The 24993-nt window shown below is 42.6% G+C and carries 16 protein-coding genes and 7 tRNA genes; 11 read left to right on the plus strand and 12 right to left on the minus strand.

Translation table 11 applies throughout. The features are described 5' to 3' along the window. Positions 1-59: 59 nt before the first annotated feature. Positions 60-2429, minus strand: a complete 2370-nt coding sequence (locus DXD68_RS17450; protein WP_122362802.1) for a TonB-dependent receptor — start codon at positions 2427-2429, stop codon at positions 60-62. A 30-nt stretch (positions 2430-2459) separates the two neighbouring features. Further along, complete coding sequence (locus DXD68_RS17455) at positions 2460-2660, minus strand: hypothetical protein (RefSeq protein ID WP_122362803.1); 201 nt, start codon at positions 2658-2660, stop codon at positions 2460-2462. 255 nt (positions 2661-2915) lie between these two features. Between DXD68_RS17455 and DXD68_RS24325 the strand changes: the two genes are divergently transcribed. The 6 genes from DXD68_RS24325 (at position 2916) to DXD68_RS17480 (ending at position 9117) form a co-directional block, all read left to right on the plus strand. Continuing rightward, positions 2916-3077 (plus strand): hypothetical protein, encoded by a 162-nt coding sequence (locus DXD68_RS24325; RefSeq protein ID WP_199715731.1) that lies wholly within the window; start codon positions 2916-2918, stop codon positions 3075-3077. 69 nt (positions 3078-3146) lie between these two features. Next, a complete protein-coding gene (locus DXD68_RS17460; RefSeq protein ID WP_122362804.1) occupies positions 3147-3779 on the plus strand; it encodes a DUF4136 domain-containing protein in 633 nt (210 codons plus the stop codon). A gap of 15 nt (positions 3780-3794) precedes the next feature. After that, entirely contained in the window at positions 3795-4427 is a 633-nt protein-coding gene (locus tag DXD68_RS17465; protein ID WP_122362805.1) for an outer membrane beta-barrel protein, read from the plus strand. 112 nt (positions 4428-4539) lie between these two features. Then, a complete protein-coding gene (locus tag DXD68_RS17470; RefSeq protein ID WP_122362806.1) occupies positions 4540-5577 on the plus strand; it encodes a sensor histidine kinase in 1038 nt (345 codons plus the stop codon). Beyond that, positions 5570-6349 (plus strand): LytR/AlgR family response regulator transcription factor, encoded by a 780-nt coding sequence (locus DXD68_RS17475; protein ID WP_122362807.1) that lies wholly within the window; start codon positions 5570-5572, stop codon positions 6347-6349. The genes DXD68_RS17470 and DXD68_RS17475 overlap by 8 nt, the downstream gene beginning before the upstream one ends. A 128-nt stretch (positions 6350-6477) precedes the next feature. Beyond that, complete coding sequence (locus tag DXD68_RS17480) at positions 6478-9117, plus strand: glycoside hydrolase family 78 protein (protein ID WP_122362808.1); 2640 nt, start codon at positions 6478-6480, stop codon at positions 9115-9117. Between the two features lie 252 nt (positions 9118-9369). Here the strand turns inward: DXD68_RS17480 and DXD68_RS17485 are convergent. The 7 genes from DXD68_RS17485 to DXD68_RS17515 all read right to left on the minus strand — a co-directional run bounded on the left by DXD68_RS17485 (position 9370) and on the right by DXD68_RS17515 (position 10090). Then, a tRNA-Asn gene (locus tag DXD68_RS17485) sits at positions 9370-9443 on the minus strand. Positions 9444-9481: 38 nt separating this feature from the next. Further along, positions 9482-9555: transfer RNA gene (locus tag DXD68_RS17490), tRNA-Asn, on the minus strand. Between the two features lie 33 nt (positions 9556-9588). Next, positions 9589-9662 (minus strand) — tRNA-Asn (locus DXD68_RS17495). Positions 9663-9695: 33 nt separating this feature from the next. Then, positions 9696-9769, minus strand: a tRNA-Asn gene (locus DXD68_RS17500). Between the two features lie 33 nt (positions 9770-9802). After that, positions 9803-9876 (minus strand) — tRNA-Asn (locus DXD68_RS17505). Positions 9877-9909: 33 nt separating this feature from the next. Then, a tRNA-Asn gene (locus DXD68_RS17510) sits at positions 9910-9983 on the minus strand. A gap of 33 nt (positions 9984-10016) precedes the next feature. Continuing rightward, positions 10017-10090, minus strand: a tRNA-Asn gene (locus tag DXD68_RS17515). Positions 10091-10196: 106 nt separating this feature from the next. Here DXD68_RS17515 and DXD68_RS17520 point away from each other — a divergent pair. Together DXD68_RS17520 and DXD68_RS17525 are read left to right on the plus strand one after the other, a co-directional pair. Further along, the gene (locus DXD68_RS17520; protein ID WP_122362809.1) at positions 10197-11174 is read left to right on the plus strand and encodes an adenosine kinase; all 978 of its coding nucleotides are present in this window, start codon (positions 10197-10199) and stop codon (positions 11172-11174) included. 47 nt (positions 11175-11221) lie between these two features. After that, complete coding sequence (locus DXD68_RS17525; RefSeq protein WP_122362810.1) at positions 11222-12976, plus strand: S41 family peptidase; 1755 nt, start codon at positions 11222-11224, stop codon at positions 12974-12976. Positions 12977-13048: 72 nt separating this feature from the next. Here the strand turns inward: DXD68_RS17525 and DXD68_RS17530 are convergent, their stop codons facing one another. The 3 genes from DXD68_RS17530 to DXD68_RS17540 all read right to left on the minus strand — a co-directional run bounded on the left by DXD68_RS17530 (position 13049) and on the right by DXD68_RS17540 (position 15994). Continuing rightward, positions 13049-14173, minus strand: coding sequence for a metallophosphoesterase (locus DXD68_RS17530; protein ID WP_122362811.1), 1125 nt, complete (start codon positions 14171-14173; stop codon positions 13049-13051). A 12-nt stretch (positions 14174-14185) separates the two neighbouring features. Then, a complete protein-coding gene (locus tag DXD68_RS17535; RefSeq protein ID WP_122362812.1) occupies positions 14186-15277 on the minus strand; it encodes a metallophosphoesterase in 1092 nt (363 codons plus the stop codon). Positions 15278-15361: 84 nt separating this feature from the next. Then, positions 15362-15994: a SagB/ThcOx family dehydrogenase gene (locus DXD68_RS17540; RefSeq protein WP_122362813.1), complete on the minus strand. Its 633-nt coding sequence runs from the start codon at positions 15992-15994 to the stop codon at positions 15362-15364. A gap of 201 nt (positions 15995-16195) precedes the next feature. Between DXD68_RS17540 and DXD68_RS17545 the strand changes: the two genes are divergently transcribed. From DXD68_RS17545 to DXD68_RS17555, 3 genes are all read left to right on the plus strand, one after another. After that, positions 16196-18736, plus strand: coding sequence for a TonB-dependent receptor domain-containing protein (locus tag DXD68_RS17545; protein ID WP_122362814.1), 2541 nt, complete (start codon positions 16196-16198; stop codon positions 18734-18736). A 199-nt stretch (positions 18737-18935) separates the two neighbouring features. Beyond that, positions 18936-20972, plus strand: coding sequence for a glycoside hydrolase family 2 protein (locus DXD68_RS17550; protein ID WP_122362921.1), 2037 nt, complete (start codon positions 18936-18938; stop codon positions 20970-20972). A gap of 696 nt (positions 20973-21668) precedes the next feature. Further along, entirely contained in the window at positions 21669-24989 is a 3321-nt protein-coding gene (locus DXD68_RS17555) for a SusC/RagA family TonB-linked outer membrane protein (RefSeq protein ID WP_122362815.1), read from the plus strand. The last annotated feature ends 4 nt before the right edge of the window (positions 24990-24993 follow it).

Genomic DNA, 24993 nt, shown 5'->3' on the forward strand with positions numbered 1-24993 from the left:
CGGCATCCTCTTTAAGTGTCCGAAATTACTATTTTATTTGTTACCAGTCGGTAAAACGATTAAAATTCTAGTTTATAACTTATATTACTGATAGGAATACTTTGCCCGTTCCGCTCCATCACACCGGATTTCAGGTTATAATGATAGCCGTAATATTCTTTAGTCCCCGTTACATTCAGTGCTTTGATAGCAAATTCATGCGCTACTTTCTTTTTATTTATTTTATAGCTGACGGTGAAGTTGGCGATGAACATGACCGGATATTGTTGTGAATAGGCGCGTGTTTCGTCATATTGCGCTTCCTTATCCGGATGAGACAGACTGGCTTCCGTATCGAGGGGAGAATAACGTTCTCCTCCCTGCAGGGTGAATTTTGCATTGGCACTCAGGATATTCTGTTTGTTTTTACCCAGCATCCACTCTTTTCCGATCAAGGTGTTGAGTATATACCGGCGGTTGAAGCGGGTATTATGCCAGACACCGTCTCCACCTTTGTATTTAGAATCAAAAACAGATGCTGTGATCAGATAATATAATCCTCTGCTCAGATACTTCTCCAGTGTGATGTCTACTCCGATGTTACGTCCTTTTCCCTTGTTTACCAGTGCTTCTTCCACATAAAACTCTCTCCGGTTGAGGACGGAATAGGAACTGTCGGCAATGACCGGAACATCGTACAGGAACTGGACATAAGGCTCGACTTTGAGAAGTAAATTGTCGGATAACTTATAACCGAGTGTCAACATCAGGTGATGGGCTTTCGTGAAATCGAGATCCTTATTAACCGATTCCTCGCCGGAACTTTTGGAGTTGACGAAATAGACATCCATCTTTTCCATGCGGCTATGTAAGCCGTAAGCCAGGGCAAGTGAGGTACGGGCGGTGGGTGTCCATTTCATTCCCAGACGTGGTTCCAGCGTCCAGCTATTGTTGAGCGTCAGTATCTGGCTGTTCAAACCGGCGTTTATAGACAGTTGGTTGGTTATCCCGAAAGCGGAACTGGTATAAACGGAGATCAGGTCGGTTTGTCCTTTCCCTTTGGACAGGGTGTTTAACGGGGCTGTTTCAAACGGAGCCAGGTTCATTCTCATATCATAGAACATCCGGGTATAGGTGAAACCTGTCTGGTTGGTATGGCGTGCGCTGAATTTCCGGTTATAAGACGAGGTTAGAGTCAGGTTTGTGTTCTTGTTCTTTTGGTAGGTGAACGGAGTGAAGGTATGATCGGCGGCATAGGAATCTTCGGTTGCGTTCATTTCGGAATAAGTGGCGGCCAAAGTCGTCTTCAGCATCGCATCGTTCGGAAAGAAATAGCGGTGGCTGATTCCTCCGGCTGCCATATATTGTTTGGCTGTTGATTTGAAGTTGTCGCGGGTATGTTCCCATTCCTGCGGATTCTCTTCGAAGTCACCTTCATATTTATCGATCAGGCTGGTTCCCCAAACAGAAAAGGTTCCTGCTTTACGTGTCGGGAAGTTGAATTTGAGATTCAGATCCTGGTAATCGAGCGTACCACCCATGTCTAATCCCGGATAGATACGGTTCAATAACCCAGTCGTGGAATACCGGTAGTTGAATATATAGGAGGCCTGATGCTTTTTGCTTAAAGGGCCTTCGGACGCTATATCCAGACCTAATACGCCTGCCTGGATCGTATTTTCCATTTTCCGGTTATTTCCGTTCCGCAGTTTCATGTCGAATACCCCGGATACCGCGTTCCCGTATTCCGCAGGAAATGCGCCGGTGAAAAAGTCGGAATTACCCAGAACCTGGCTGCTGAGTGAAGAAAGGATACCGCCTCCCAATATCGAAATATCGGCAAAATGATTCGGATTAGGTATTTCCACATCTTCCATTCTCCATTGTAATAGATGGGGAGCATTCCCGTGGATGGATATCCCATTACTGGAAAGGTTGGCAGCTACACCGGCAAACGAACTGACCAGGCGTGCCGGATCATCCAGTCCGCCGGCATAACGGCTGGCTTCTTCCACACTGAGCATACGGGCTCCGGTGACAGCCATCTTATTGAGAGGCTGTTCTTTGTTTATCTGCGGGCGGATAACGACTTCGCTTAATTCCTGAACATTCTCTTTCAGTGAGATATCCAGATAGACCTCCTTGGCGGAAGTGACAAGGACTTCCCTGAATATACCGAGTTCGTAACCTAAATAAGTAGCCTGTACATTATGTCTTCCTATTGGAATGCCGGATAATACAAACTGCCCCTTTTCATCCGTGGTGGTTCCTGTTCCGGGCATATCCGAAAGCATAATTGTCACATCCGGCATCGGGTGACCGGAGGCTTTGTCGATGACGGTTCCGCGTAGAGTTTGTGCGGGTTGGTTGTTTGCGGTTGGTTGGGCATAGCCACCGGTTACGGATACAGACCAGATAAGCAGGAATAAAAAAGTGATTGTACGATACATATTGATTATTGAATTGGGTGATACTGGGGATTACGAATTACTTCCGCTGTCTTTCTTGTTTTTGATACGTGTCAGGATATCGTAGACGTATTCGAATACCGTGCCTTTCCATTTGCTTCGGGTTATTTCTTCACTGAAAACATCTTCGAACGTATCGAATACTTTGATGCAATCTTCCGGATCTACTCCCGAACGGCTTGCTACTGCTGAAATGACTTCTCTTTTGTTCATAACTCTTTTGTTTTATGATTATGCAGCGAAGATAGTCCTGTAAGGAAAGTGCTTTGGGGTTTGTAGACGGAAGTGCTTTTTTCGTATATAGAATTCTTCTTACAGTCGACAAGGTCTTGTTTCGTTTCAGCAGCGGAAAAATACGTTTCGGAAAATTCCTGTTTCGTTTCGGCAAAATAAAGTAAGTTTACAATACATCTATATAATAAGTTTGCATCGAAATGAATGATTGGATGATTAAAATTGTTGAGAAAAATGGCAAACACATTATTGTTGGGGTTATTAGCTGCATTTACGTGTGCCGATTATAGGTCGGTGCCGACAGAAAGTAAACCGGTCACGGAAGAAGAAAAAGTAAATCCGGAGGTTTTGGATAAGCCTATGTTCGAAGAGAACGGACTGGTTGTTAATAGATGATCGAACGAATTTCAGAGACATTCGTTGTGTGTTTAGATTTAATTCTGTTACTTAAAAATTAAAAGACGTATGAAGAAGTTGTTTTTATTTGCTTTGGCTGTGACAGCCTTATTTTCTTCCTGCGAGAAAGACCCGGATCTGAATAAGCTGTCCAGTGATTATGCTGTCTATACGAATTATGATAGCAATGTTCAGTTCAACAAATTCAATTCTTATTATCTTCCTGATAGCATTCTGGTAGCCGGTAGTGGCTTGAAGGCCCAATATTGGAAAGACGAGAATGCCCAAAAGATCATTAATGAGGTAGTGACTGAGATGGATGCCCGTGGATATACCCGGATCGATGACAAGGAAAAGGCCGACATCGGTTTACAGTTATCCTATGCCCAAAGTACTACGCAGATCATCTCTCCGGGATATGGCTATGGTTACGGCTGGTGGGGAGCCGGTTTCTGGGGACCGTTCTGGAATGACTGGTATTATCCGTATCCTGTTTCCTATAGTTATGACACCGGCACATTTGTTGCAGAAATGGTCGACTTAACGGATAAACCGACCGATGGGAATAAGAAGGTCGATCTGCCGGTTATCTGGCATGCTTATGCTTCGGGCTTGATGTATAATAATTCGCGCATCGATATGCAACTGACACTGCGTGCTGTCGAACAGGCCTTTGCCCAATCCTCTTATATCAATAAATAATAAAACCGGAAGATTATGAAAACGATGAGATACATTTTTAAGAAACAATTCATATTATTGATGATACTGTCTGTTTTCTGCTTGAAAGGACAGGCACAGATAGAAGATAAGCTGCATTTTAATGTAGACTGGCAGATGAATGCTCCGATCCATACGGATTTTGCAGATAAGATCAGCGGTTGGGGAATGAATTTTGAAGCAGGATACTATGTAACGCCTTCCTGGTCATTGGGAGCATTCCTGAGTTTTCATACGAATCATAAATATGTAGACCGTCAGACCTTGCAATTATCGCCGACCGAATCGTTAACGACCGACCAGCAGTTATCGGCCTTTCAATTGCCTTTTGGTCTGACGACTTCCTACCGCTTCGGGCAGAATGATTATCTGAAACCGTATGTGGGTGTGAAATTGGGTGCCATGTATGCGGAAAATTCCAGTTATATGACGACAGTTCGTTATTATTCGAATCCGTGGGGTTTCTATGTATCGCCTGAACTGGGAATGAATATTTATCCTGTGCCGGACAAGCGTTTCGGTTTTCATGTGGCCTTGTATTACAGTTACGCCACAAACCAGACGGATTTACTGACTTATTCGATGAACGGACAAAACAATCTGGGATTCCGTGTCGGTATTTGTTTCTGATAGGTTCGTGATATATGTTTTCTTATAAAGGGGGTATCTGAAAATTGATATCAGATAGCCTCTTTATTTCTTTGAAAGCCTTACATTTGTGTTTACAATAGATCATCAAATTATGCAGAACAAATACAATCATTATTTTAATTTCTTCCTTTTTTCAGGGTTAGCCTGTTTCTCTTACTTTTTCATGGTGCTTTATTCGGATATTTCTCCGCAGCATCAGAATCTTTTGATCTCTTTCTGGGCTTTCCTGCTAGTCGTATTTGTTTTTAATGCGTTAGGGTTCAGTATAATGCTGATCAATGAATGGCAGAAGAGAAGCTATCAGTTTCTGGTAAGAGGGAAACATCAATTGTTGATTAATTGTATTTTGATGGCCGGGCTTTTGTTTCTGCTGAATTATCTGTTGTTTTCTATTGTCAAGGTTTTATTGGAGATTCCTTCGCCGTTTGCGTTGAGGGGAGCAGGTGTACGGATGATCTTTGTGGTGTGGCTGGTGGAGATGGTGATTGTCAGCCTGACGATGGTTGCTAATTTTTACAGGCAACTGATCGTTCTTCATGAAAAGGCGAACAAACTGGAGGAGAGTGCGATAAAAGCACAGTATGTTGCTTTGCAAAACCAGGTAAATCCGCATTTTCTCTTTAATAACCTGAATACGCTGATCTCGGAAATAGAATATAATCCGGAGAATGCCGTGGTATTTACCCGGCGGTTGTCGGATGTTTACCGGTATATTTTACAAAGCCAGCAGGAGGGACTGGTTACTTTGCGTTCGGAGATAACCTTTTTGAAATCGTTCATATTCCTGCATCAAGTACGGTTAGGGGATTGTCTTTTCGTAGATAACAGGATCGATCCTGCTCTATTGGAAAAGAAAATACCGTCTTTTACTTTACAGTTATTGACCGAGAATGTGATCAAGCACAATATAATTAATTCGGATAAACCGATGACCATTCATCTGAGTACTACGGAAGACGGGAAAATGTTGGTAGTAAGTAATCAGATAAGGCTTAAACAAAATGTCGTAAAGTCGGGAACCGGGCTCAGGAATCTCTCTTCCCGGTATAAACTGATGAGTAATCAGGATATTATCGTGGAAAATGATTCGAATTGTTTTACCGTTAAAATACCATTACTGAATGAATAAGATAAGAGCTGCTATTATTGAAGACGAAATTCCGGCAGCCCGTCTGCTGAACAAGATGTTGACGGAGTTGCGTCCCGAATGGGAGATACTGTTATTGCCTGGAAATGTGGAAGGTGCTGTGAAATGGTTTAACAACAATCCGCATCCGGATATTCTGTTCCTGGATATCCAGTTGACAGACGGTGTTTCTTTTTCTTTTATCGAACAGGCGAATCCCGAATGTATGATCGTATTTACAACGGCTTACGATGAATATGCGATCCGTGCCTTCAAAGTGAACAGCATAGATTATTTGTTGAAGCCTATCGATAAGGAACGGTTGAACGAGGCATTGGAGAAGTTTGAAAAACTAGTCTCTAAATATTACAGGGACTTCGGCAAACAGGGGGATATTTTACAGATACTTCAAAATATAACCAGCCCGGCAAAGAAATACAGGACGCGATTCCTTATTTCGGGAGAGGACAAGTTGTTTACTTTGCAAGTGGATGACATCGCTTATTTCTACACGGAGAATAAGATCACTTTTGCCGTTACCCATCAGAATAAAGAATACATTATAGATATGTCTTTGGATAAACTGTGCGAACAACTCGATCCCGACCGTTTTTTCCGGACTAACCGACAAACGGTAGTAAGTGTGCAATCTATCCAGAAAATAGAAAGTTATTTCCTCGGTAAAGTGGTTGTAAAGGTGATCCCGCCTTTTAAAGATAAGATCATTGTAAGCCGCGAGAAGATCAGTGCGTTCAAATCATGGCTGAATTATTAATCTATAACTGTCGGCTCTTAGAGCTTTGATTAAAAAAGCGCATAAATGACACAAATTTGTCAAAAAGTAAACCGGTAAATAGTATTTTTATTTATTAATTTGCGGTATTACTATAAAATGACAAACGAATGAAAAAGCTTATATTATTTATTACTGTTACTACTTTCTTTAGTTATTCCGGGGCTAACGGGCAGTCTGTCCGTTTGACCGACTTGCAGAGTGACCATCTTGAAACTCCGATAGGTATTGATAATCCGGCTCCTCGTCTTTCGTGGAAAATGGAAGACAGCCGGCAAGGGGCAAAACAAACATCTTATCGTGTGTTGGTGGATAAAGACTCGATGAAAGTTGTAAACGGAAATGCCGATATATGGGATACCGGAAAAATAAATTCCGGAGATATGTTGATTACTTATGCGGGTAAACAGCTTGAACCTTTTATTAAATATTACTGGAAGGTGATAGGTGGCGATCTGGAAAATAAAGAAATAGCTTCACCTGTCAGCTCTTTTGAAATGGGGATGATGAATATAAGGAACTGGCAGGGAGCCTGGATAGGCGATGGAAAAGATGTGGACTATCAACCTGCCCCTTATTTCCGTAAGAAGTTTGCAGCCGGTAAAACAATAAAATCGGCACGTGCCTATATTGCTGCTGCCGGATTATATGAGTTATATATCAATGGAGAGAAAATAGGAGATCATCGTCTTGATCCGCTGTATACCCGTTTCGACCGACGTAACTTGTATGTAACTTACGATGTGACCGGGCAGCTTCAGAATGGGGATAATGCCATAGGTGTACTTTTGGGTAATGGATGGTATAATCATCAATCGAAAGCCGTTTGGGATTTCGACCGGGCTCCCTGGCGTAACAGACCTGCTTTCTGTATGGATCTTCGTATCATTTATAATGATGGTAGTATCGAAACTATTCCTACCGATCTTAGTTGGAAAACATCTTCGGGTGCATTAGTTTTCAACAGTATCTATACCGGGGAACATTACGATGCACGTCTCGAACAGACTGGTTGGAATACTCCGGACTTTGATGATTCTAAATGGAATGGAGTAGGATATAGAGGCGTCCCTTCCCAAAATGTTACGGCACAACAAGCCCGTCCGATCCGGAATGTATTGACTCTTCCGGCGAAATCTGTCAACAAAATAGATGAAAAGACGTACGTTTTTGATTTTGGTCAGAATATGTCGGGAGTTACCCGGATAAAAGTATCTGGAGAAAGGGGAACGGAAGTAAGGATTAAACATGGAGAGCGGCTTTTTGATAATGGGCGTATCGATATGTCCAACATTGATGTTTATTATCGGGGAGACAAGGAAAAAGATCCTTTCCAGACAGATATCCTGATCCTTAGCGGTGGTAATGATGAATTTATGGCGAAGTTCAACTACAAAGGATTCCGTTATGTGGAAGTCACCAGCGATAAGCCGTTGGCGCTTGACCAAAACAGCCTGACAGCTTACTTTATGCATAGTGATGTTCCTACGGTGGGACAGATCAGTACTTCGAGCGAACTTGTCAATAAGTTGTGGTGGGCAACCAATAACGCCTACCTGTCGAATTTGATGGGCTATCCGACCGACTGTCCGCAGCGTGAAAAGAACGGATGGACCGGAGACGGACATTTTGCCATTGAAACGGCTTTGTATAATTTTGATGGAATTACCGTCTATGAGAAATGGTTGGCCGACCATCGCGACGAACAGCAACCCAACGGAGTACTCCCCGATATTATCCCGACAGGCGGATGGGGCTACGGTACCGACAACGGGTTGGACTGGACAAGTACAATTGCCATTATCCCCTGGAACTTATATATGTTTTATGGCGATAGCAAACCACTCTCCGATTGTTATGAGAGCATTAAGCGATATGTCGATTATGTAGACCGTACAAGTCCTAACCATCTGACTACCTGGGGGCGTGGAGATTGGGTTCCGGTCAAATCCCAGTCCAATAAGGAACTTACCTCTTCTATCTATTTTTACGTGGATGCCAGGATACTGGCGAATGCCGCTAAGTTGTTTAATAAAAAGGATGATTATGCCTATTATACAGCATTAGCCGAGAAAATCAAAAATGCGGTAAATGATAAATACCTGAATAAGGGAACTGGTATCTATGCGAATGGTAGCCAGACGGAATTAAGTGTTCCTTTGCAATGGAAAATAGTTCCCGACAATATGATAGCTAAAGTTGCACAAAATCTGGCAAAGAAAGTGGAAGAGGCAGGATTTCATCTGGACGTCGGTGTATTGGGAGCCAAAGCGATCCTGAATGCGTTGAGTGAAAACGGATATCCGGAAGTTGCCTATAAAGTTGCGGCGCAAGATACTTATCCGTCGTGGGGTTGGTGGATTGTCAACGGGGCAACAACCTTATTGGAGAACTGGGACTTGAAAGCCGAACGCGATATTTCGGATAATCATATGATGTTCGGGGAGATCGGCGGATGGTTCTATAAAGGGTTAGGAGGTATTTTCCCCGATCCGGAACAGCCGGGTTTCAAACATATATTACTGCGTCCCAACTTTGTAAAAGAGTTGAAGCATTTTGAGGCACAACATAATTCTCCTTACGGACGGATTATTTCGAAATGGGAGTGGAACAAGAAGAAGATCAAATATGAAGTAACTGTACCTGCCAACAGCACGGCAACTCTTTATCTGCCGGATTATATAAAAGGAGACAAAGTCATCGAACTGGAGTCAGGAAGGCATAATCTGGTTTTAACAGTATCGAAATGACCTATAAAGTAAGCGCTTTTAGGAAAGTATTGTTCCTATTTCTTGTTTTATGGCTTACCATCTAACTTGCAGCTTATTACAGTTTCTTCGTAGTTCCTTGCTTTGGAAACTCTAGTTCCCTGCGCAGGAAACTGCAATTTCCTCGGCAGGGAACTGGCGTTTCCTTAGGAGGGAACTGTGGTTTCCTGCTGAGGGAACAGAAAGGAAACTACATAAAAAAAGAGATACCTCAGTGAGATATCTCTTTTTTTGCTCTTCCTCTTGGACTTGAACCAAGGACCCTCTGATTAACAGTCAGATGCTCTAACCAACTGAGCTAAGGAAGAAAATATGTCTTTTCAGTCTTTCCCGATGTCTTTTTCAGCTCTTCCTCTTGGACTTGAACCAAGGACCCTCTGATTAACAGTCAGATGCTCTAACCAACTGAGCTAAGGAAGAATATGTTTTTCAGTCTTTCCCGATGTCTTTTTGCTCTTCCTCTTGGACTTGAACCAAGGACCCTCTGATTAACAGTCAGATGCTCTAACCAACTGAGCTAAGGAAGAATATGTTTTTCAGTCTTTCCCGATGTCTTTTTGCTCTTCCTCTTGGACTTGAACCAAGGACCCTCTGATTAACAGTCAGATGCTCTAACCAACTGAGCTAAGGAAGAATATGTTTTTCAGTCTTTCCCGATGTCTTTTTGCTCTTCCTCTTGGACTTGAACCAAGGACCCTCTGATTAACAGTCAGATGCTCTAACCAACTGAGCTAAGGAAGAATATGTTTTTCAGTCTTTCCCGATGTCTTTTTGCTCTTCCTCTTGGACTTGAACCAAGGACCCTCTGATTAACAGTCAGATGCTCTAACCAACTGAGCTAAGGAAGAATATGTTTTTCAGTCTTTCCCGATGTCTTTTTGCTCTTCCTCTTGGACTTGAACCAAGGACCCTCTGATTAACAGTCAGATGCTCTAACCAACTGAGCTAAGGAAGAATTTTCAACCATTCAGGGACTTGTTGCATCCCTTTCTGAAATTGCACTGCAAAAGTAGAGGTTCTTTTTGAAATATGCAATATCTTTGCAGAAAAAAATTGAAAAAATGAATACAATAGGCTTAGGAAACGCTTTAGTGGACGTTTTACTACAGTTGGATAGTGATGATGTACTTACAAAAGTCGGTATAAAGAAAGGTGCAATGGATATGATCAACCAGGAACAGATGATCGCTATCCGTAAAACACAGGAACGCCTTGAGAGAAGCCAGGCTCCGGGCGGCTCGGTTTGTAACACGATGCGCGCCATGGCTTGCCTGGGGGCAAATACCGGTTTTATCGGAAAGATAGGAACGGATTCTGTGGGTGAGTATTATGAAAAAGCATTGAAGGATGTGAATGTGACTCCTTATTTTATAAAGACGGAGGGGATATCCGGCAGTTGTACGGTCCTGATCTCTAAGGACGGCGAACGATCTATGGGAACATTCCTGGGACCGGCTCCGACAATTACTCCGGAGGAGATCAAAGAAGAGATTTTAAGCCTATACAATTGTATATATATAGAAGGTTATTTGCTGGTAAACGAGGAACTGGTCCGTACCACCATGCAAAAAGCTAAAAAGCTGGGTTTGAAAGTAGCTCTCGATTTATCAAACTTTAATATCGTCAATGCTTTTAAAGGCTTGCTGGATGATATTATTCCTAAATATGTGGACATTCTGTTTTCCAATGAGAGTGAAGCGGAAGCTTTTACCGGATTGAAGGCTCAGGAGGCTGTTAAAGTACTTTCCGGAATGGTTGGGGTTTCTTTGGTTACCTTAGGAAAGGAAGGAGCGTTGGTCGGTAGTAACGGACAGATTATTGCAGTCCCGGCTGAGGGCGGCAAGCCTGTCGATACGACAGGAGCTGGCGATCATTTCGCTGCCGGGTTCCTGTACGGACAATCTGTAGGTGCCTCTTTGGAGCAATCTGCCCACATCGGCTCCCTTTTGGCTGGGTATATCATAGACGTGATCGGGGCGCAGATACCGGATGATAAATGGGAACAAATAAAGTTAAAAGTAGATGCGATAGTATCCTGAAAAGGGTTTTATGTATACATTTACATCGTTAATTAACTAAATATTCTATGTTTAAGCAGATACGACGAGAAAGATTGATAGGTTTGTTTTGTTTACTGCTCCTGGCTGGGAGCGTTATACCTGCACAAGCTCAGAAAGATAATCGCTTTGAAGTAAGTAAGAACCTGGACATTTTCAATGCCCTGGTGAAAGAAGTTGAAATGTTTTATGTGGACTCGGTCGATGTAGAGAAGACAGTTCGCAGAGGAATCAACGCCATGTTGGGCGGTCTGGATCCTTATACGGTCTATTATCCGGAACAGGATATGGATGAACTGAAGATAATGACGACGGGTGAGTATGGCGGTATCGGTTCTTATATCCGTGAACGTAAAGAGGGCGGAGTGTATGTGACCGAGCCTTTCGAAGGAATGCCTGCTGCGTTAGCCGGTCTGAAAGCGGGAGACCGTATCCTGGCTATCGATACGGTGGATACGAGCAATAAAACATCCAGTGAAGTAAGCGAGTTGCTGAAAGGCGTACCCAATACCAAAATGGTTTTGAAGATACAGCGTCCGAATGAAAAGAAACCTCGCGAAGTGGAACTGATACGTAAGCAGATCCTGGTAGATCAGGTTACGTATTATGGTGTACGGGGTGATGGTGTCGGATATATTTATCTGAAAAGTTTTACAGACAAGAGTGCGCAGGAGGTAAAAGCAGCTTTGGAAGATTTGAAGAAGAACCATCAGATCAAATCGTTGGTGCTAGATTTGCGGAATAATCCTGGTGGTTTGCTGGAAAGTGCTGCACAGATAGTCGGAATGTTTGTTCCGAAAGGGAAAGAAGTAGTATCGACCAAGGGAAAGATCAGTCAATGGGACCGTACGTATCGTACTTCGACTGAGCCGATCGATACAGTTATGCCGATGGTGGTACTGATCAATGGGAACTCTGCCTCAGCAGCTGAGATCGTGTCCGGTGCTTTGCAGGATATGGATCGTGCTGTATTGGTAGGACAGCGGTCGTATGGCAAAGGTTTGGTACAGTCTACTCGTGAGCTGCCTTATGAAGGACGTTTGAAAGTGACTATGAGTAAATACTATATCCCCAGCGGACGTTGTATTCAACAGATGGACTATTCGCATCGGAAGGCAGACGGCAGTGTGGATGCCATACCGGATAGCTTGACTTCTGTATTCTATACATCCAAGGGGCGTCCGGTTCGTGACGGTGGTGGAGTACGTCCTGAGTTTGAGATAGAAGAGGAAGAGATGCCGACAATGATGTATTATTTGGCAACTGATTTTATTTTGATGGATTTCGTTACGGACTGGGCACAGAAGCATAAGACTATTCCCCCGGTAGAAGAGTTTACTGTTTCTGACGAAGATTTTGAAGCATTCAAAAACTATGCAAAGGAAAAGAATTTTACATACGATCGTCAGAGTGAGAAGGTTCTGAAAAATTTGAAGGAGGTTGCCAAGTTTGAAGGATATATGGATAACGATTCTACCATTTTTAAAGAACTGGAAAATCGTTTAACACCGGATTTGGAACGTGACTTTAATCATTACAAAGATCAGATCAAGAAACTTATGGCTTCAGAAATAGTGAAGCGTTATTATTATCAGAAAGGTGAGTTACAGGAAAGCCTGAAAGAGGACGAAGTGCTGGAGAAAGCCATCGAAGTTTTGGGCGATCAGGAGCTATATAATAAGACATTGAGCACTCCAGAGGAAGGAACTGTCCCGACTGAAGATAAACCCAAAGCATCCAATGGTGGAAATATTGCATATGTGTTCGATCAAACTATAGGATAATAGTCTTAACTGAATATGGAAAGGGAGTAAGCAAAAAGGTTTACTCCCTTTTTTGTTGGGGTAGAAACTTTCTTACTTAAATTTAATATGCAGTACAACCAGTTCAGAAACTGTTCCAACCCGGTAAGGCGGACCGGCTATTCCGATACCTGATGAAACATAAAATTGGGTCGGCCCTTTTTTATGATAGCCGTACGGGCATTCGTAGATCAGCTTCATTAATAAAGGATAGGGCCAGAGTTGACCGTTATGAGTATGACCATGAAGACCGAGATCGACACCGTTCATCGCCATTTCGGCAAACGACCAGGGTTGATGATCCAGTACGATAATCGGTTTAGTGGTATCGATGTCAGCCATTAAAGTATGTAAAGCATTTCGCTTTTTATTGATATAATCATCCCTACCGATCAGATAAAACGAAGAATCCGGCTGTACGACCGAATCGACCAACAGTGTGGCACCGGTTTTTGCCAGCCAACGATATTTTGCGAAACGGTTGGCGCGGTATTCATGATTACCATTCACGACATATACACCCAAAGGTGCTTTTAATTGTTGGAGATCATCCTCGATATGCTCCATTTCAGCAAAACGCGATTCATAATCCATAATGTCACCGACCAATACGACCATATCCGGATGCTGTGCATTGCTTAAAGCCACATATCGTTGTACCATTTTCTTTCCTATCACTTCTCCTATATGGAGATCGCTCATCATCACCACGGTAAGGCTATCTCGCTCGCTGCTGCCTTTCGGTAGCGTGACATATACTTCTTTGACGGTCGGGTAGGCGACAGTCCGGTACGCTTTGACCATCAGTCCGGAAACACCGGCAATGATCACGAAAAACAATGTCAGTTTCGTTTGTTTCCAATGACGGGTGATCCACCCCGGAAACCAATGGAAGAAACGGTTCGACAACCGGATCACTTCCAGAGTCAACAAGGAAAGAGTGATATAAATGGATGCGATATACCAGGTGTTGCAGATATATTGGATGGTTGTCATGAGCGTATCCGGCAACTCTTTACGGAAAATAAAGCCGAAAAAATAAAGAGCCAGCTCAAGCACGAAGAACAGTGTATACGGAATACGCCAGCTTTTTTTAGCTGGTAGTGCCTGGTAACCCCGCCAAAAGATGTAGGGATTCAACAACAGTTGTGCTACGATCGATTGAATAAAGACTTTCATATCTTGCTTGCCTTACTTGAATGCAATATTGAATACCACCATTTCACTGTTTGTGCCGATCCGGAAAGGAGGTCCCCAAAGCGATAAGCCCGAAGATACATAAACATGACTGTTTCCCCATTGCCTGTATCCGTGACTTTGCTGGAATAGGTAGTCGGTCAGCAGACTCATCGGCCAGATCTGTCCGCGATGCGTATGTCCGCTGAACTGTAAGTCTATACCGGCTTTTTCGGTATTCTGCAGGTCGTATGGTTGATGATCCAAAAGGATAACAGGCTGGGCCGGGTTAATGTTTTGTGATAATGTCCGGAGAGACAAGCGTGACGGATTGTGACGGTCGTCGCGTCCGGCAATCTGCACTCCGTTGGGAAGCGTGATTACCGTATCACGTAAGAGTTGAATCGGTGTCGACCGGATAAATTCAGCACTTTTCTTTATTCCGCTGATGTATTCATGATTTCCGGGAACCATATAAATACCCTGCGGTGCTTTCAATTGTGATAGCTCTTCCTGCATATTCTCCGTATAAAGGGGCGTTACGCTATTATCTATCAAATCGCCGCCGATCAGAATCAAATCCGGCTTTTCGGCATTGATCATGTTTACATATTTCTTCAGTTGTGCCTTGTTTGTTCCGTAACCCAGGTGAATATCGCTTATGGCAACCACTTTCATCGGGGAGGAATCGTTGTTGACAACCTTGTTGATAACTATGTTGATAACTTCTGTCTTCGGATGTTGATAATGATAATATCCATAGCTTAACAGGCTTAAAGTCAGTAGTAAAGAGATGTAGAACCCATATTTAAAACCCCCGTTGAAAAGTTTGAATATATCGAATGCTACCAGGAATAATACCATATATAAGGTAAATACCAGCCAGCCTGTCCCCACTTCATGGACCGTATATGCCAATATATCCGGATATTTTACATTTCTAGTCAGCATACTGACGGCGAATGAAAGTCCACAACTCCAAAATAGAACTGTCAGAAGCACTTTCACACCAAAAGGTTGAGCCACGAGAGCTTGTGCCCCCCTGGTGAATATATAGATATTCCCTGCTAGATAAGCGCAAAAGAGGGCTATGAAAATTGTAGGCATTTTGTCAAATTTTCGGCAAATGTACATAATAATCTTCAATTCATTTGTGAAAAAAGGTTTTGGCTATTCGACCGGTATCCGTTCTTATTTCGGATACCCCACCGGATTATTCATCATCAATACCTGATTGTCTGATAATTTGAGTATCTTTTTCAAAGCAGCTTGGTCCATGGTGGCTCTGGGAACAGTCGATAATCCGATTCCGGCACAACACAAATTGATATTCTGCGATACAATACCTGCATCCATGGCTGCCATCAGCTTGGTATGCTCTCCTACATTTCCAAAACGGGACAGGTCAGATACCAGAACAAGAGAAACCGGTGCCTCTTTTACAAAATCCTGTCCGGCACCTACAGCCCCACGGTGATCGCCTTCGGCTATCGGTGTTAATGCATGTGCTTTGGCATCATACAGATAAGCACCATCCTTCATGATCACATAAACGTCGATGTCCTGCTTGTTTAAAGCCGAAGGAGCCGTACGTTTTCCATCTGTACGATTAATACCGTTGGCTGCCCATAACAAATCGGAAAGATCCTGAGCAGTTAATTCTTTGGAAGCATATTCACGGTCGGAGTGACGGTCGGAAAAGGCTTTCATGACGGCGGCTCCGCGTGTCTTATCCGGAGCATTGAGTTTAATAACTTTGAGATCCTGTGCATTCATAACGGAAATGACTAATAAAGCGGTTAAAAGGAATGAAATCTTTCTCATATCTATATTTATTAATAGTAAGTCTGACAAATTTAAAAGAAATTCATCTAAGCAAACAGCAAAATACATCTTTTACGATTCTTTAATTCTGATAAATACGAACGTTTCGTAGAAACTTCTACATTTGCATCGGGTTCACACTTGAATTAAATAGTATTTGAATAATAAATCAATCGATAACCTCTAAATTCTTTAAATTTGATGAAAGAAAAACTGCTCTACTTAGTGTTGGTGTTGATGATGGTTGTGCCTTTATATGCACAAAGCCAGAATGCCGCTGATTACACGATCAAGGGACAAGTTGTTGATTCCTTGTCTAATGAAACAGTACCTTATGCAACGTTGAACATCGCTTTGGCTAGTGCCCCTCAGAAAGCGGTTAAATTGTTGGCTTGTGATGATGACGGTAAGTTTACCACTACCCTGAAACAACCCGGAAAGTACATCATATCCATGCAGTCGCTGGGAAAAGTTCCGGCTGTAAAGTATTTCACCTTGTCTGAAAACAAGAAAAGCCTGGATTTGGGTAAGTTGTATATGAATGACGACACCCAGCAATTGAATGAAGTAACCGTTGTTGCCCAAAAGCCATTGGTAACGGTGGAAGTGGATAAAATTACGTATAGCCTGGATGATGACCCGGAAGCTAAGACCAGCAATGCCTTGGAAATGTTCCGTAAAGTGCCGATGGTGACTGTCGACGGTGAAGACAAGATACAGTTGAAGGGATCTTCAAACTATAAGATTTATATGAATGGCAAACCTTCAAACCTGTTGAGCGGTGAAAATGCTTCAGATGTATTGAAAAGTATGCCTGCCAGTTCTATCAAGAATATCGAAGTCATTACCGATCCGGGATCAAAATATGATGCGGAAGGCGTCGGTGGTATTATCAATATTATCACGACTAAAAACGCCATGCAGGGATATACAGGAACAGTTCGTGCCAATGCCAGTTCACTGGGTAGCTTTGGCGGTGGCGGTTATGTCTCGTTGAAGGTCGGAAGCCTGGGGCTTACTGCTAACTATGGGTATAATAAAAGAAATTCTCCCTGGAATGATTCTCATAGTGAACGTGAAACGGATAAGGATCGCTTGGCTGAAGACGGACCGACTAAATTAATAGAGGACGGACGCAGCAAGTATAAAGGACCGTTCCAGTACGGTTATCTGGAAGCCAGTTACGAAATCGATACGCTTAACCTGATAAGCGTGGGGGCTAATCTCTTTCGTGGAAAATCAGAGAATCTTTCCGAATTGGATGCTGTATTGAATCCTATGAATGTTGGAATCAATGAACAGACTGCTCCAATTTATCGGTATCATCGTAATAGTAACTCTGAAAGTACTTTTGGATCGACTGACTTAAATGTAGACTATCAACACTCTACCTCTAAAAAAGATGAATTGCTGACAATCTCTTATCGTTTCAGCCAGTCTCCTAATGATAATGAAAGCAAAACAGAGTTGTCTGATGTGGTCACTTATTATATGGAAAAAGATTATCCGAAATGGAATATCAATGATGCTTCCACTATCGAACATACCGGACAGGTTGACTATACTACACCTCTTTTTAATAAACAGACGCTTGAGGCTGGTGTAAAATACATCAACCGTCAGAATAAGAGTAATACGTTGGAACAAGTTTATGATGATGAAACAGGTATTTGGGTAGACCAAAAGAGAGACAATAGCCAATTCCATCATACACAGCATATTTATTCAGCTTATCTGGGTTATTTGGTTCGTCTGGATAAATTCGGAATCAAAGCAGGTGTTCGTGGAGAAGGAACAAGCCTGGATGCCAAGTTTGCTTTGAAACCGGATATGGATTTCAATTCTAATTATTTTGATGTGGTTCCGAATGCTACATTAACTTATCAATTGGATATGTCTACCCAGATTCGTTTAGGATATAATATGAGAATCCAGCGTCCGGGTATCTGGTATCTGAATCCTTATATCAATGATGTCAATCCTCAGAATATCTCTCAGGGTAATCCGAACCTGGATTCTGAAAAGAGTAATAATGTCAACTTAAACTTCAGTAAGTTTACTCAGAAGTTCAGTATCAATGCCAGTTTGAGCTATACATTCGTTAATAATCCGATCGAACGTCACACATTTACTGCCAATTTCCCGGAAAGCGATCCTCGTTCACAGTATAATGGTGCTATGTGGAGTACCTACGATAACGTAGGTAAGAAGCAGCAGGTTGGTATGTTTTTGTATGGTAACTGGTCTCCGACTACCTGGTTCCGTATTTATATGAACGGAGGTTTGGATTATGTAAGCATGAAAGCTCCTACTCTGAATAAGGAAAAAGACGGTGTCAGCGGACGAATCTTTGCCGGTACGCAGTTTACGCTGCCGAAAGATTTCCGTATCAACCTGAACGGTGGATATTTCAGTCCGTGGATTCAATTACAAAGTGAAATGTCTCCGTTCTATTTTGCCGGTTTGAATGTCAGCAAGGATTTCCTGAAAAAGAAATTGTCTGTTTCTTTGGGAGCAAATAATCCGTTCTGGAAAACCATGAAGATGGAAACGACCACCAAGGGAGACGGTTTCCATGATGTATCGACCAACTGGCGCAGTGCCCGTGAATTCCGTTTCAGTATATCCTACCGTTTCGGTACGATGAAGGGACAGATCAAGAAAGTACGTCGTGGTATCAGTAATGATGACTCGAAAGGCGGCGGAGAAAATAACCAGGGTGGCGGAGAACAGGCCATGTAATTATAATTCATAAATACTAGGTAAAGGTCCGGATAGAAATATCCGGATTTTTTTTGCCTATGCGATCCGATTCTTTTGATAACCATCAATCGTGAAAAAGCCATATTTGGACAAAAAAGTACCTTATCTTAGACAAAAAGTGCCTTTCTTCCTGAAAGGTTCGTTTTATCTTTGCTATCGGAATAAAGAAATAAATAACATGAAACACATTCTTATCGGTTTACTGCTGGTGTTGTGCAGTACATTAACTTATGCCTCCCGTAAGGAGATACTTTTAAATAATGACTGGATGTTCCGTTTTTCGCATCAGGTGCAGAAGAATAGCGAGCAGCGCGTCAACCTTCCACATACCTGGAATAGCGGTGATGCCCTTTCCGGAAAACAGGATTATTATCGTGGAATGGGAAATTATGAGAAAACATTGTTCGTGAAACCGGAGTGGAAAGGTAAACGTTTATTCCTGCGCTTTGAAGGAGTTAATACGATCGCTACAGTTTTTGTAAATTCCGTTTGTCTGGGAGAACACCGTGGTGGTTATGGCGCTTTCGTTTTTGAAATAACAGATAAAGTAGAATATGGTGTCGAAAATAAGATACTGGTAAAGGTGAATAACGCCCTGCAACTGGATATTATGCCGTTGGTCGGCGATTTCAATTTCTATGGCGGCATTTATCGGGATGTCAACCTGATCATTACGGATCCGGTACATATTTCATTGACCGATTATGCATCTCCCGGCGTTTATCTGATACAGCAAAAGGTAACGAAAGAACAGGCTGATGTAAAGGCTAAGGTACTTGTATCGAATAGTTCGTCGGAGAAGGTACCGGTGCAGGTGAATGTAAAGATATGGGATGCAGATAAAATTGTACAGCAACAGGATCTGAATCTGACTGTAGATGCTCAGCAAGTACATACAGCCGGTTTGGAATTTACCATAAAGAACCCGCATCTGTGGAACGGCAGGAAAGATCCGTTCATGTATCGTGCGGAGGTTACTTTGCTCGCTGGCGGAAAAGAAATAGATAAAGTGGAACAGCCGTTGGGATTGCGTTTCTATCATGTTGACGCAGAGAAAGGTTTCTTCCTGAATGGCGAACATCTGAAACTGCATGGCGTATGCCGTCACCAGGACCGTGCGGAACGGGGGAATGCCCTATATAAAGAGCACCATGAAGAAGATGCAGCCATTATTGCAGAGATGGGTACAAATGCCATCCGTCTGGCACATTATCCGCAGGCTACTTATTTCTATGATTTAATGGATAAATACGGTATGGTGACCTGGGCGGAGATTCCCTTTATCGGACCGGGCGGTTACCAGGACAGAGGTTTTAACGATCTGCCCTCTTTCCGTGAGAACGGCAAAGAACAACTGAAAGAGTTGATTCGTCAGCATTACAATCACCCGTCCATCTGTTTTTGGGGCTTATTCAATGAATTGAAAACACATGGAGACAATCCGATCGAATATATCAAGGAACTGAATGAACTGGCTCACCAGGAAGACCCGACACGTCCGACAACGGCTGCCAGCTTCCTGTCGTATGACAGCGATATCAGTAAAATAACTGATGTGATTGCCTGGAACCAGTATTTCGGCTGGTATGGAGGTTCTCCCTCCGATATGGGAAAATGGCTGGATGCCAATCATAAAGCACATCCGGATTATAAGATCGCCATTAGTGAATACGGTGCAGGTGCCAGTATTTATCATCAGCAAGATTCTATTAAGCCGGGTGTAGCTTCCGGTTGGTGGCATCCGGAGAATTTCCAGACATTCTATCATATGGGTAACTGGGAGGCTATTGCCGAACGTCCGTTTGTTTGGGGTTCTTTCATCTGGAACCTGTTCGATTTTGGGGCTGCCCATCGTACGGAAGGGGATCGTCCGGGTATTAACGATAAAGGGTTGGTTACATTCGACCGTAAGGTAAAGAAGGATGCTTTCTATTATTATAAAGCAAACTGGAACAAAGACGATAAATTTGTTTACATCGCTAACCGTCGCCATCGCGACCGCGCCACGCAAGTGACTGATGTGATGGTATTTTCTAATCTACCTGAGGTTGAGTTGTTTGTGAATGGTAAAAGCCAAGGAAAACAGACACCGGATAAGTATGCTACATTTGTATGGAAAGGTGTAAATCTGACGGATGGAGAAAATACGGTTGAGGCTCGTGCTGTACAAAAGAAGAACAATATATCTGATAGTGTAAACTGGACTTGTAAGTAATATAATAGATGGTTTTTTCTACTGAATTGTAGTTCTTGCAAAAAGAATGATAACTGAATAAAGGTTATTGGGAATAGTTTTAATAGGAAAGTCTTTAAAGGATAGGGTGTTAGTGACTAATACCTTATCCTTTTTTTTATTCTGAATATAGTTCTGTATGGACTACGTTCCTAAAAATGCAAGAAACTGAACGATGCAAAAATAACGTATTGTATGATATATTAACATGCATTTTTGTCTAATATAGGTGCATCTATTGTCCATTCTTAAAAAATTAACACAAGTATAATAATTTGGTTATCAAGGATGTACTTTCCTTGTCATCAATTTGTCACCTACTTACGAATTTCCAGGCGGGTAGAAACAGAATAGCTCATCCCGTAAATAGAGTCATTTGGTTTACCATTTTTCTATTAATATTTACATAAGGCAGTTTGGGTAGGATCTCTCATTTTTATTCGTTCTGCTATTGAAAGACAAATAGATAATCTCTTCTTTTATAAGCCCTCCGTGGTTTTCTGTAACATTCTGTCGGATGAAAAAACAATAATTAGTTAATAAATAAATGTACATAGTTCATACAGAACTATTTCCTTTCTGATGTGAAACGGACAAAACTAATATTATTAGCACAGCAAGTTCGGATTATTTGGTGTGCGCAAACACATTTATTTATTAACTAAATCTGGTGTTATTATGACGAAGGATTTTAATCGTTTTTATTTATCAAGGCAGATGTTCATAGGTGCTACGATGTTCCTGGTATCCGTAGGCATGGCCTCTGCCAATCAGGGAATCGAGATTCCTGTTTCCGATGCACTTGCCGCTTCACCTCAGCAGGCAAAGAAAAAAGTAAGCGGAACAGTAGAAGATGCCATGGGACCTATCGCGGGTGCCAATGTTATTGAAAAAGGTACAACAAACGGAACGATTACCGATATGAACGGTAGTTTTAACCTGGATGTTTCTCCTAATGCTGTTTTGGTCGTTACTTTCATCGGTTATACGGAGCAACAGGTCTCCGTTGGAAACCAAACGTCATTTACTATTAAGCTGAAGGAAGACACACAAGCCTTGGATGAAGTAGTAGTAGTAGGTTACGGTACACAAAAGAAAGTGAACCTGACCGGTTCTGTCTCTTCCGTTAATTTTGAAGAACAAGCTTTGTCCAGACCTATTACGAATGTTTCCAATGCACTGGCTGGTTTGAGTGCAGGTGTACAGGTTATGCAGAGCTCCGGTAATCCTGGTAGTGACGGGTCCACTATTCGTATCCGTGGTGTCGGTACGTTGAATAACGCTGACCCTCTGGTATTGATTGACGGAATGGAAGGTTCCATGGACCTGGTAAACCCGCAGGATATCGAGAGTATTTCTGTGTTGAAAGATGCCGCATCTTCTTCTATTTATGGTTCACGTGCAGCCAATGGTGTTATTTTGATTACGACCAAAAAAGGAAAAGCCGGAAAGTTGTCTGTTTCTTATTCGGGACGTATTTCTTATGCCCAGCCGACGAATCTGATCGATCAGGTTAGTAATTATGCTGACTATATGGGCTGGATCAATGAATCGTTTGAAAATATCGGTCAGCCGAAGCATTTTGCACAAAGCACTATCGATCTCTGGCGCGAAAAATCGGCAGATCCGAACGGGCTGAATGAGAATGGCGTACCGAATTACATTGCTTATCCGAATACGGACTGGCAGAAAGTTTTGTTTGAACATGGTATCATTAATGACCATAACGTTTCTGTTTCCGGCGGAACGGAAAAGCTGCGCGTATTGATGACTGCCGGTTATCTAGATAATCCTGGATTGGTAAAAAATACAGGTATCCGGAAATATTCTTTGCGTGCCAATATAGAAGCGGATATCGCTAAATGGCTAACTGTCGGAACGCGTACTTTCGCGACTCAGGAGGACAAGGAGGTCGGCCATTTCGATAATGCCAATAACTTCCTGCGTCAGACAACTCCGGGTGTTTATCCAGAATGGAACGGACAATACGGTTATCCGGAAGCACCGGAAGAGAGTGCAACAGCCAATAATATTGCCTCTTATCTGGTTTCTCAGGACGGACACAAGCAAAAGACGAACTTTAATACGACTCTTTTCTCCCGTATATCTCCGATTGAAGGACTTTCATGGGATTTTAACTTGAACTACAAGCGTTACTGGGAAGACAATGCCAATTGGACCAATCCGTTTGAGAAGGTAAAATTCAGTGATGGAACCGTTATGTCTCCGGCTACTACTCCGGCTGATATGTCGACCTATTTTTATAACCGGGCAGACTACAGTTACACGATTCAGAACCTTTTGCGTTATAATAAAACCATTAAGGAAGATCATGATTTTGGAATCATGCTGGGGTATGAAGAATATTATTACAAGCAGGATACCCGTAGTGCCCAGAAAAAAGGTTTGATCGATTCGAGTGTTCACACTCCGGGGTCTGCAACGGAAATGCAAAGTATTGGCGGTGGTGCTTACGACAAGTCCAGACGTTCTTTCTTTGGCCGTATTAATTATGCCTACAAATCCAGATATTTGTTTGAAGCAAACTTGCGACGGGATGGAAACTCCCGTTATCATCCGGACTATCGTTGGGGTACTTTCCCTTCTTTCTCCGCAGCCTGGCGTATCTCGGAAGAGGCTTTTATGGTAAATACAAAGAACTGGCTGGATAACCTGAAGGTCCGTGCTTCATACGGCTCTGTAGGTAATGACGGTGGCACTGATGTAGGTAACTATGAGTATCAGTCTACTTATAGCTCTGCCCGTTATCCGTTCGGTGGCCTTCTGGCATCCGGGCTGGCATCTACCTCTATTGCCAATTCCATGTTATCCTGGGAAACAACAACGATGACGAATGTCGGTGTTGACTTGAATGCCTTGAATAACCGTCTTTCTTTCACGATGGATGTCTTCAACTACAAAACGAAAGATATCTTGTATAGACCTTCTATCAATATCACTGTCGGTAATAAGACGGCTCCCCGCCAGAATATTGCCGAGATGAAGAAAAAAGGTATCGAGTTGACCTTAGGATGGCAGGATAGAATCGGGGAAGTAAGTTACTCTGTAAACGGTAATTTCTCTTACACCCCGAATAAAGTAACCTACTACAAAGGTAAGTTGAAGGCAGGATACGATGAAAATGGTAAATGGGTAAGCAATATCGGAGATGTGGCATCCAGCTCTTCGGCAATCGATCCGGTAGTGGAAGACCATATTAAGGGTGAGTTTTATACTCGTAATCCATATCAAGGCTCCGGAAAAGGTTATGCTGCTGATGGAATCGGCGGTGGACCGGTTGACGGTATGATCCGTACTGAAACCGATATGGAGTGGTTGAAGGCGATGATCGATGCAGGCTATACCTTTATGCCGAATCAGACGGTAAAAAAAGATCGTCTTTGGTATGGCGACTATGTGTATGCAGATGCAAACGGTGATGGAATTTATGGCGGTACGGACGACCGTGAGTTTATGAACATATCCAAAGACCCGAAATATAACTTCGGATTGCAAATGTCGGCAGCGTGGAAAGGTATCGATATATCTATGAACTGGGCTGGTGCAGCCGGTTTCAACCTTTATTGGGGAGCTACGACTGGTTACAATTCACCGACAACGCGTGTAGGTCTGGCTTTACCGACAGAGATTGCCAAAGATCATTATTTCTATGATCCGGAAAATCCTTCTGACCCGCGTACCAATATCAATGCAAAATACGGTCGTCTGGTGAATGGAGAAAGCGGCTATCAGAATACGGAAGCGACAAGTCTTTATATTTTCAATGGTAATTACTTGAAATTGAAGAATCTGACGGTTGGTTATACATTGCCGGCTGCTATAAGTAAGAAAGCATACATGGATAATCTTCGTTTGTATGTCTCTGTTGAAAATGTGTTCAATATCACAAAGTACCCGGGACAAGATCCTGAATTGGGGGCATATCCGGAATATACTTCTTTAAGACAATTCGCATTCGGGGTTAATGTTACATTTTAAAGAT

Source organism: Parabacteroides sp. TM07-1AC (assembly GCF_003480915.1).
GTDB lineage: Bacteria > Bacteroidota > Bacteroidia > Bacteroidales > Tannerellaceae > Parabacteroides > Parabacteroides chongii.

Bases quoted from the DNA above. Each gene is read 5' to 3' on its own strand.
- DXD68_RS17450 (WP_122362802.1), bottom strand. From the start codon at position 2,429: ATGTATCGTACAATCACTTTTTTATTCCTGCTTATCTGGTCTGTATCC.
- DXD68_RS17455 (WP_122362803.1), bottom strand. From the start codon at position 2,660: ATGAACAAAAGAGAAGTCATTTCAGCAGTAGCAAGCCGTTCGGGAGTA.
- DXD68_RS24325 (WP_199715731.1), top strand. From the start codon at position 2,916: ATGGCAAACACATTATTGTTGGGGTTATTAGCTGCATTTACGTGTGCC.
- DXD68_RS17460 (WP_122362804.1), top strand. From the start codon at position 3,147: ATGAAGAAGTTGTTTTTATTTGCTTTGGCTGTGACAGCCTTATTTTCT.
- DXD68_RS17465 (WP_122362805.1), top strand. From the start codon at position 3,795: ATGAAAACGATGAGATACATTTTTAAGAAACAATTCATATTATTGATG.
- DXD68_RS17470 (WP_122362806.1), top strand. From the start codon at position 4,540: ATGCAGAACAAATACAATCATTATTTTAATTTCTTCCTTTTTTCAGGG.
- DXD68_RS17475 (WP_122362807.1), top strand. From the start codon at position 5,570: ATGAATAAGATAAGAGCTGCTATTATTGAAGACGAAATTCCGGCAGCC.
- DXD68_RS17480 (WP_122362808.1), top strand. From the start codon at position 6,478: ATGAAAAAGCTTATATTATTTATTACTGTTACTACTTTCTTTAGTTAT.
- DXD68_RS17520 (WP_122362809.1), top strand. From the start codon at position 10,197: ATGAATACAATAGGCTTAGGAAACGCTTTAGTGGACGTTTTACTACAG.
- DXD68_RS17525 (WP_122362810.1), top strand. From the start codon at position 11,222: ATGTTTAAGCAGATACGACGAGAAAGATTGATAGGTTTGTTTTGTTTA.
- DXD68_RS17530 (WP_122362811.1), bottom strand. From the start codon at position 14,173: ATGAAAGTCTTTATTCAATCGATCGTAGCACAACTGTTGTTGAATCCC.
- DXD68_RS17535 (WP_122362812.1), bottom strand. From the start codon at position 15,277: ATGCCTACAATTTTCATAGCCCTCTTTTGCGCTTATCTAGCAGGGAAT.
- DXD68_RS17540 (WP_122362813.1), bottom strand. From the start codon at position 15,994: ATGAGAAAGATTTCATTCCTTTTAACCGCTTTATTAGTCATTTCCGTT.
- DXD68_RS17545 (WP_122362814.1), top strand. From the start codon at position 16,196: ATGAAAGAAAAACTGCTCTACTTAGTGTTGGTGTTGATGATGGTTGTG.
- DXD68_RS17550 (WP_122362921.1), top strand. From the start codon at position 18,936: ATGAAACACATTCTTATCGGTTTACTGCTGGTGTTGTGCAGTACATTA.
- DXD68_RS17555 (WP_122362815.1), top strand. From the start codon at position 21,669: ATGACGAAGGATTTTAATCGTTTTTATTTATCAAGGCAGATGTTCATA.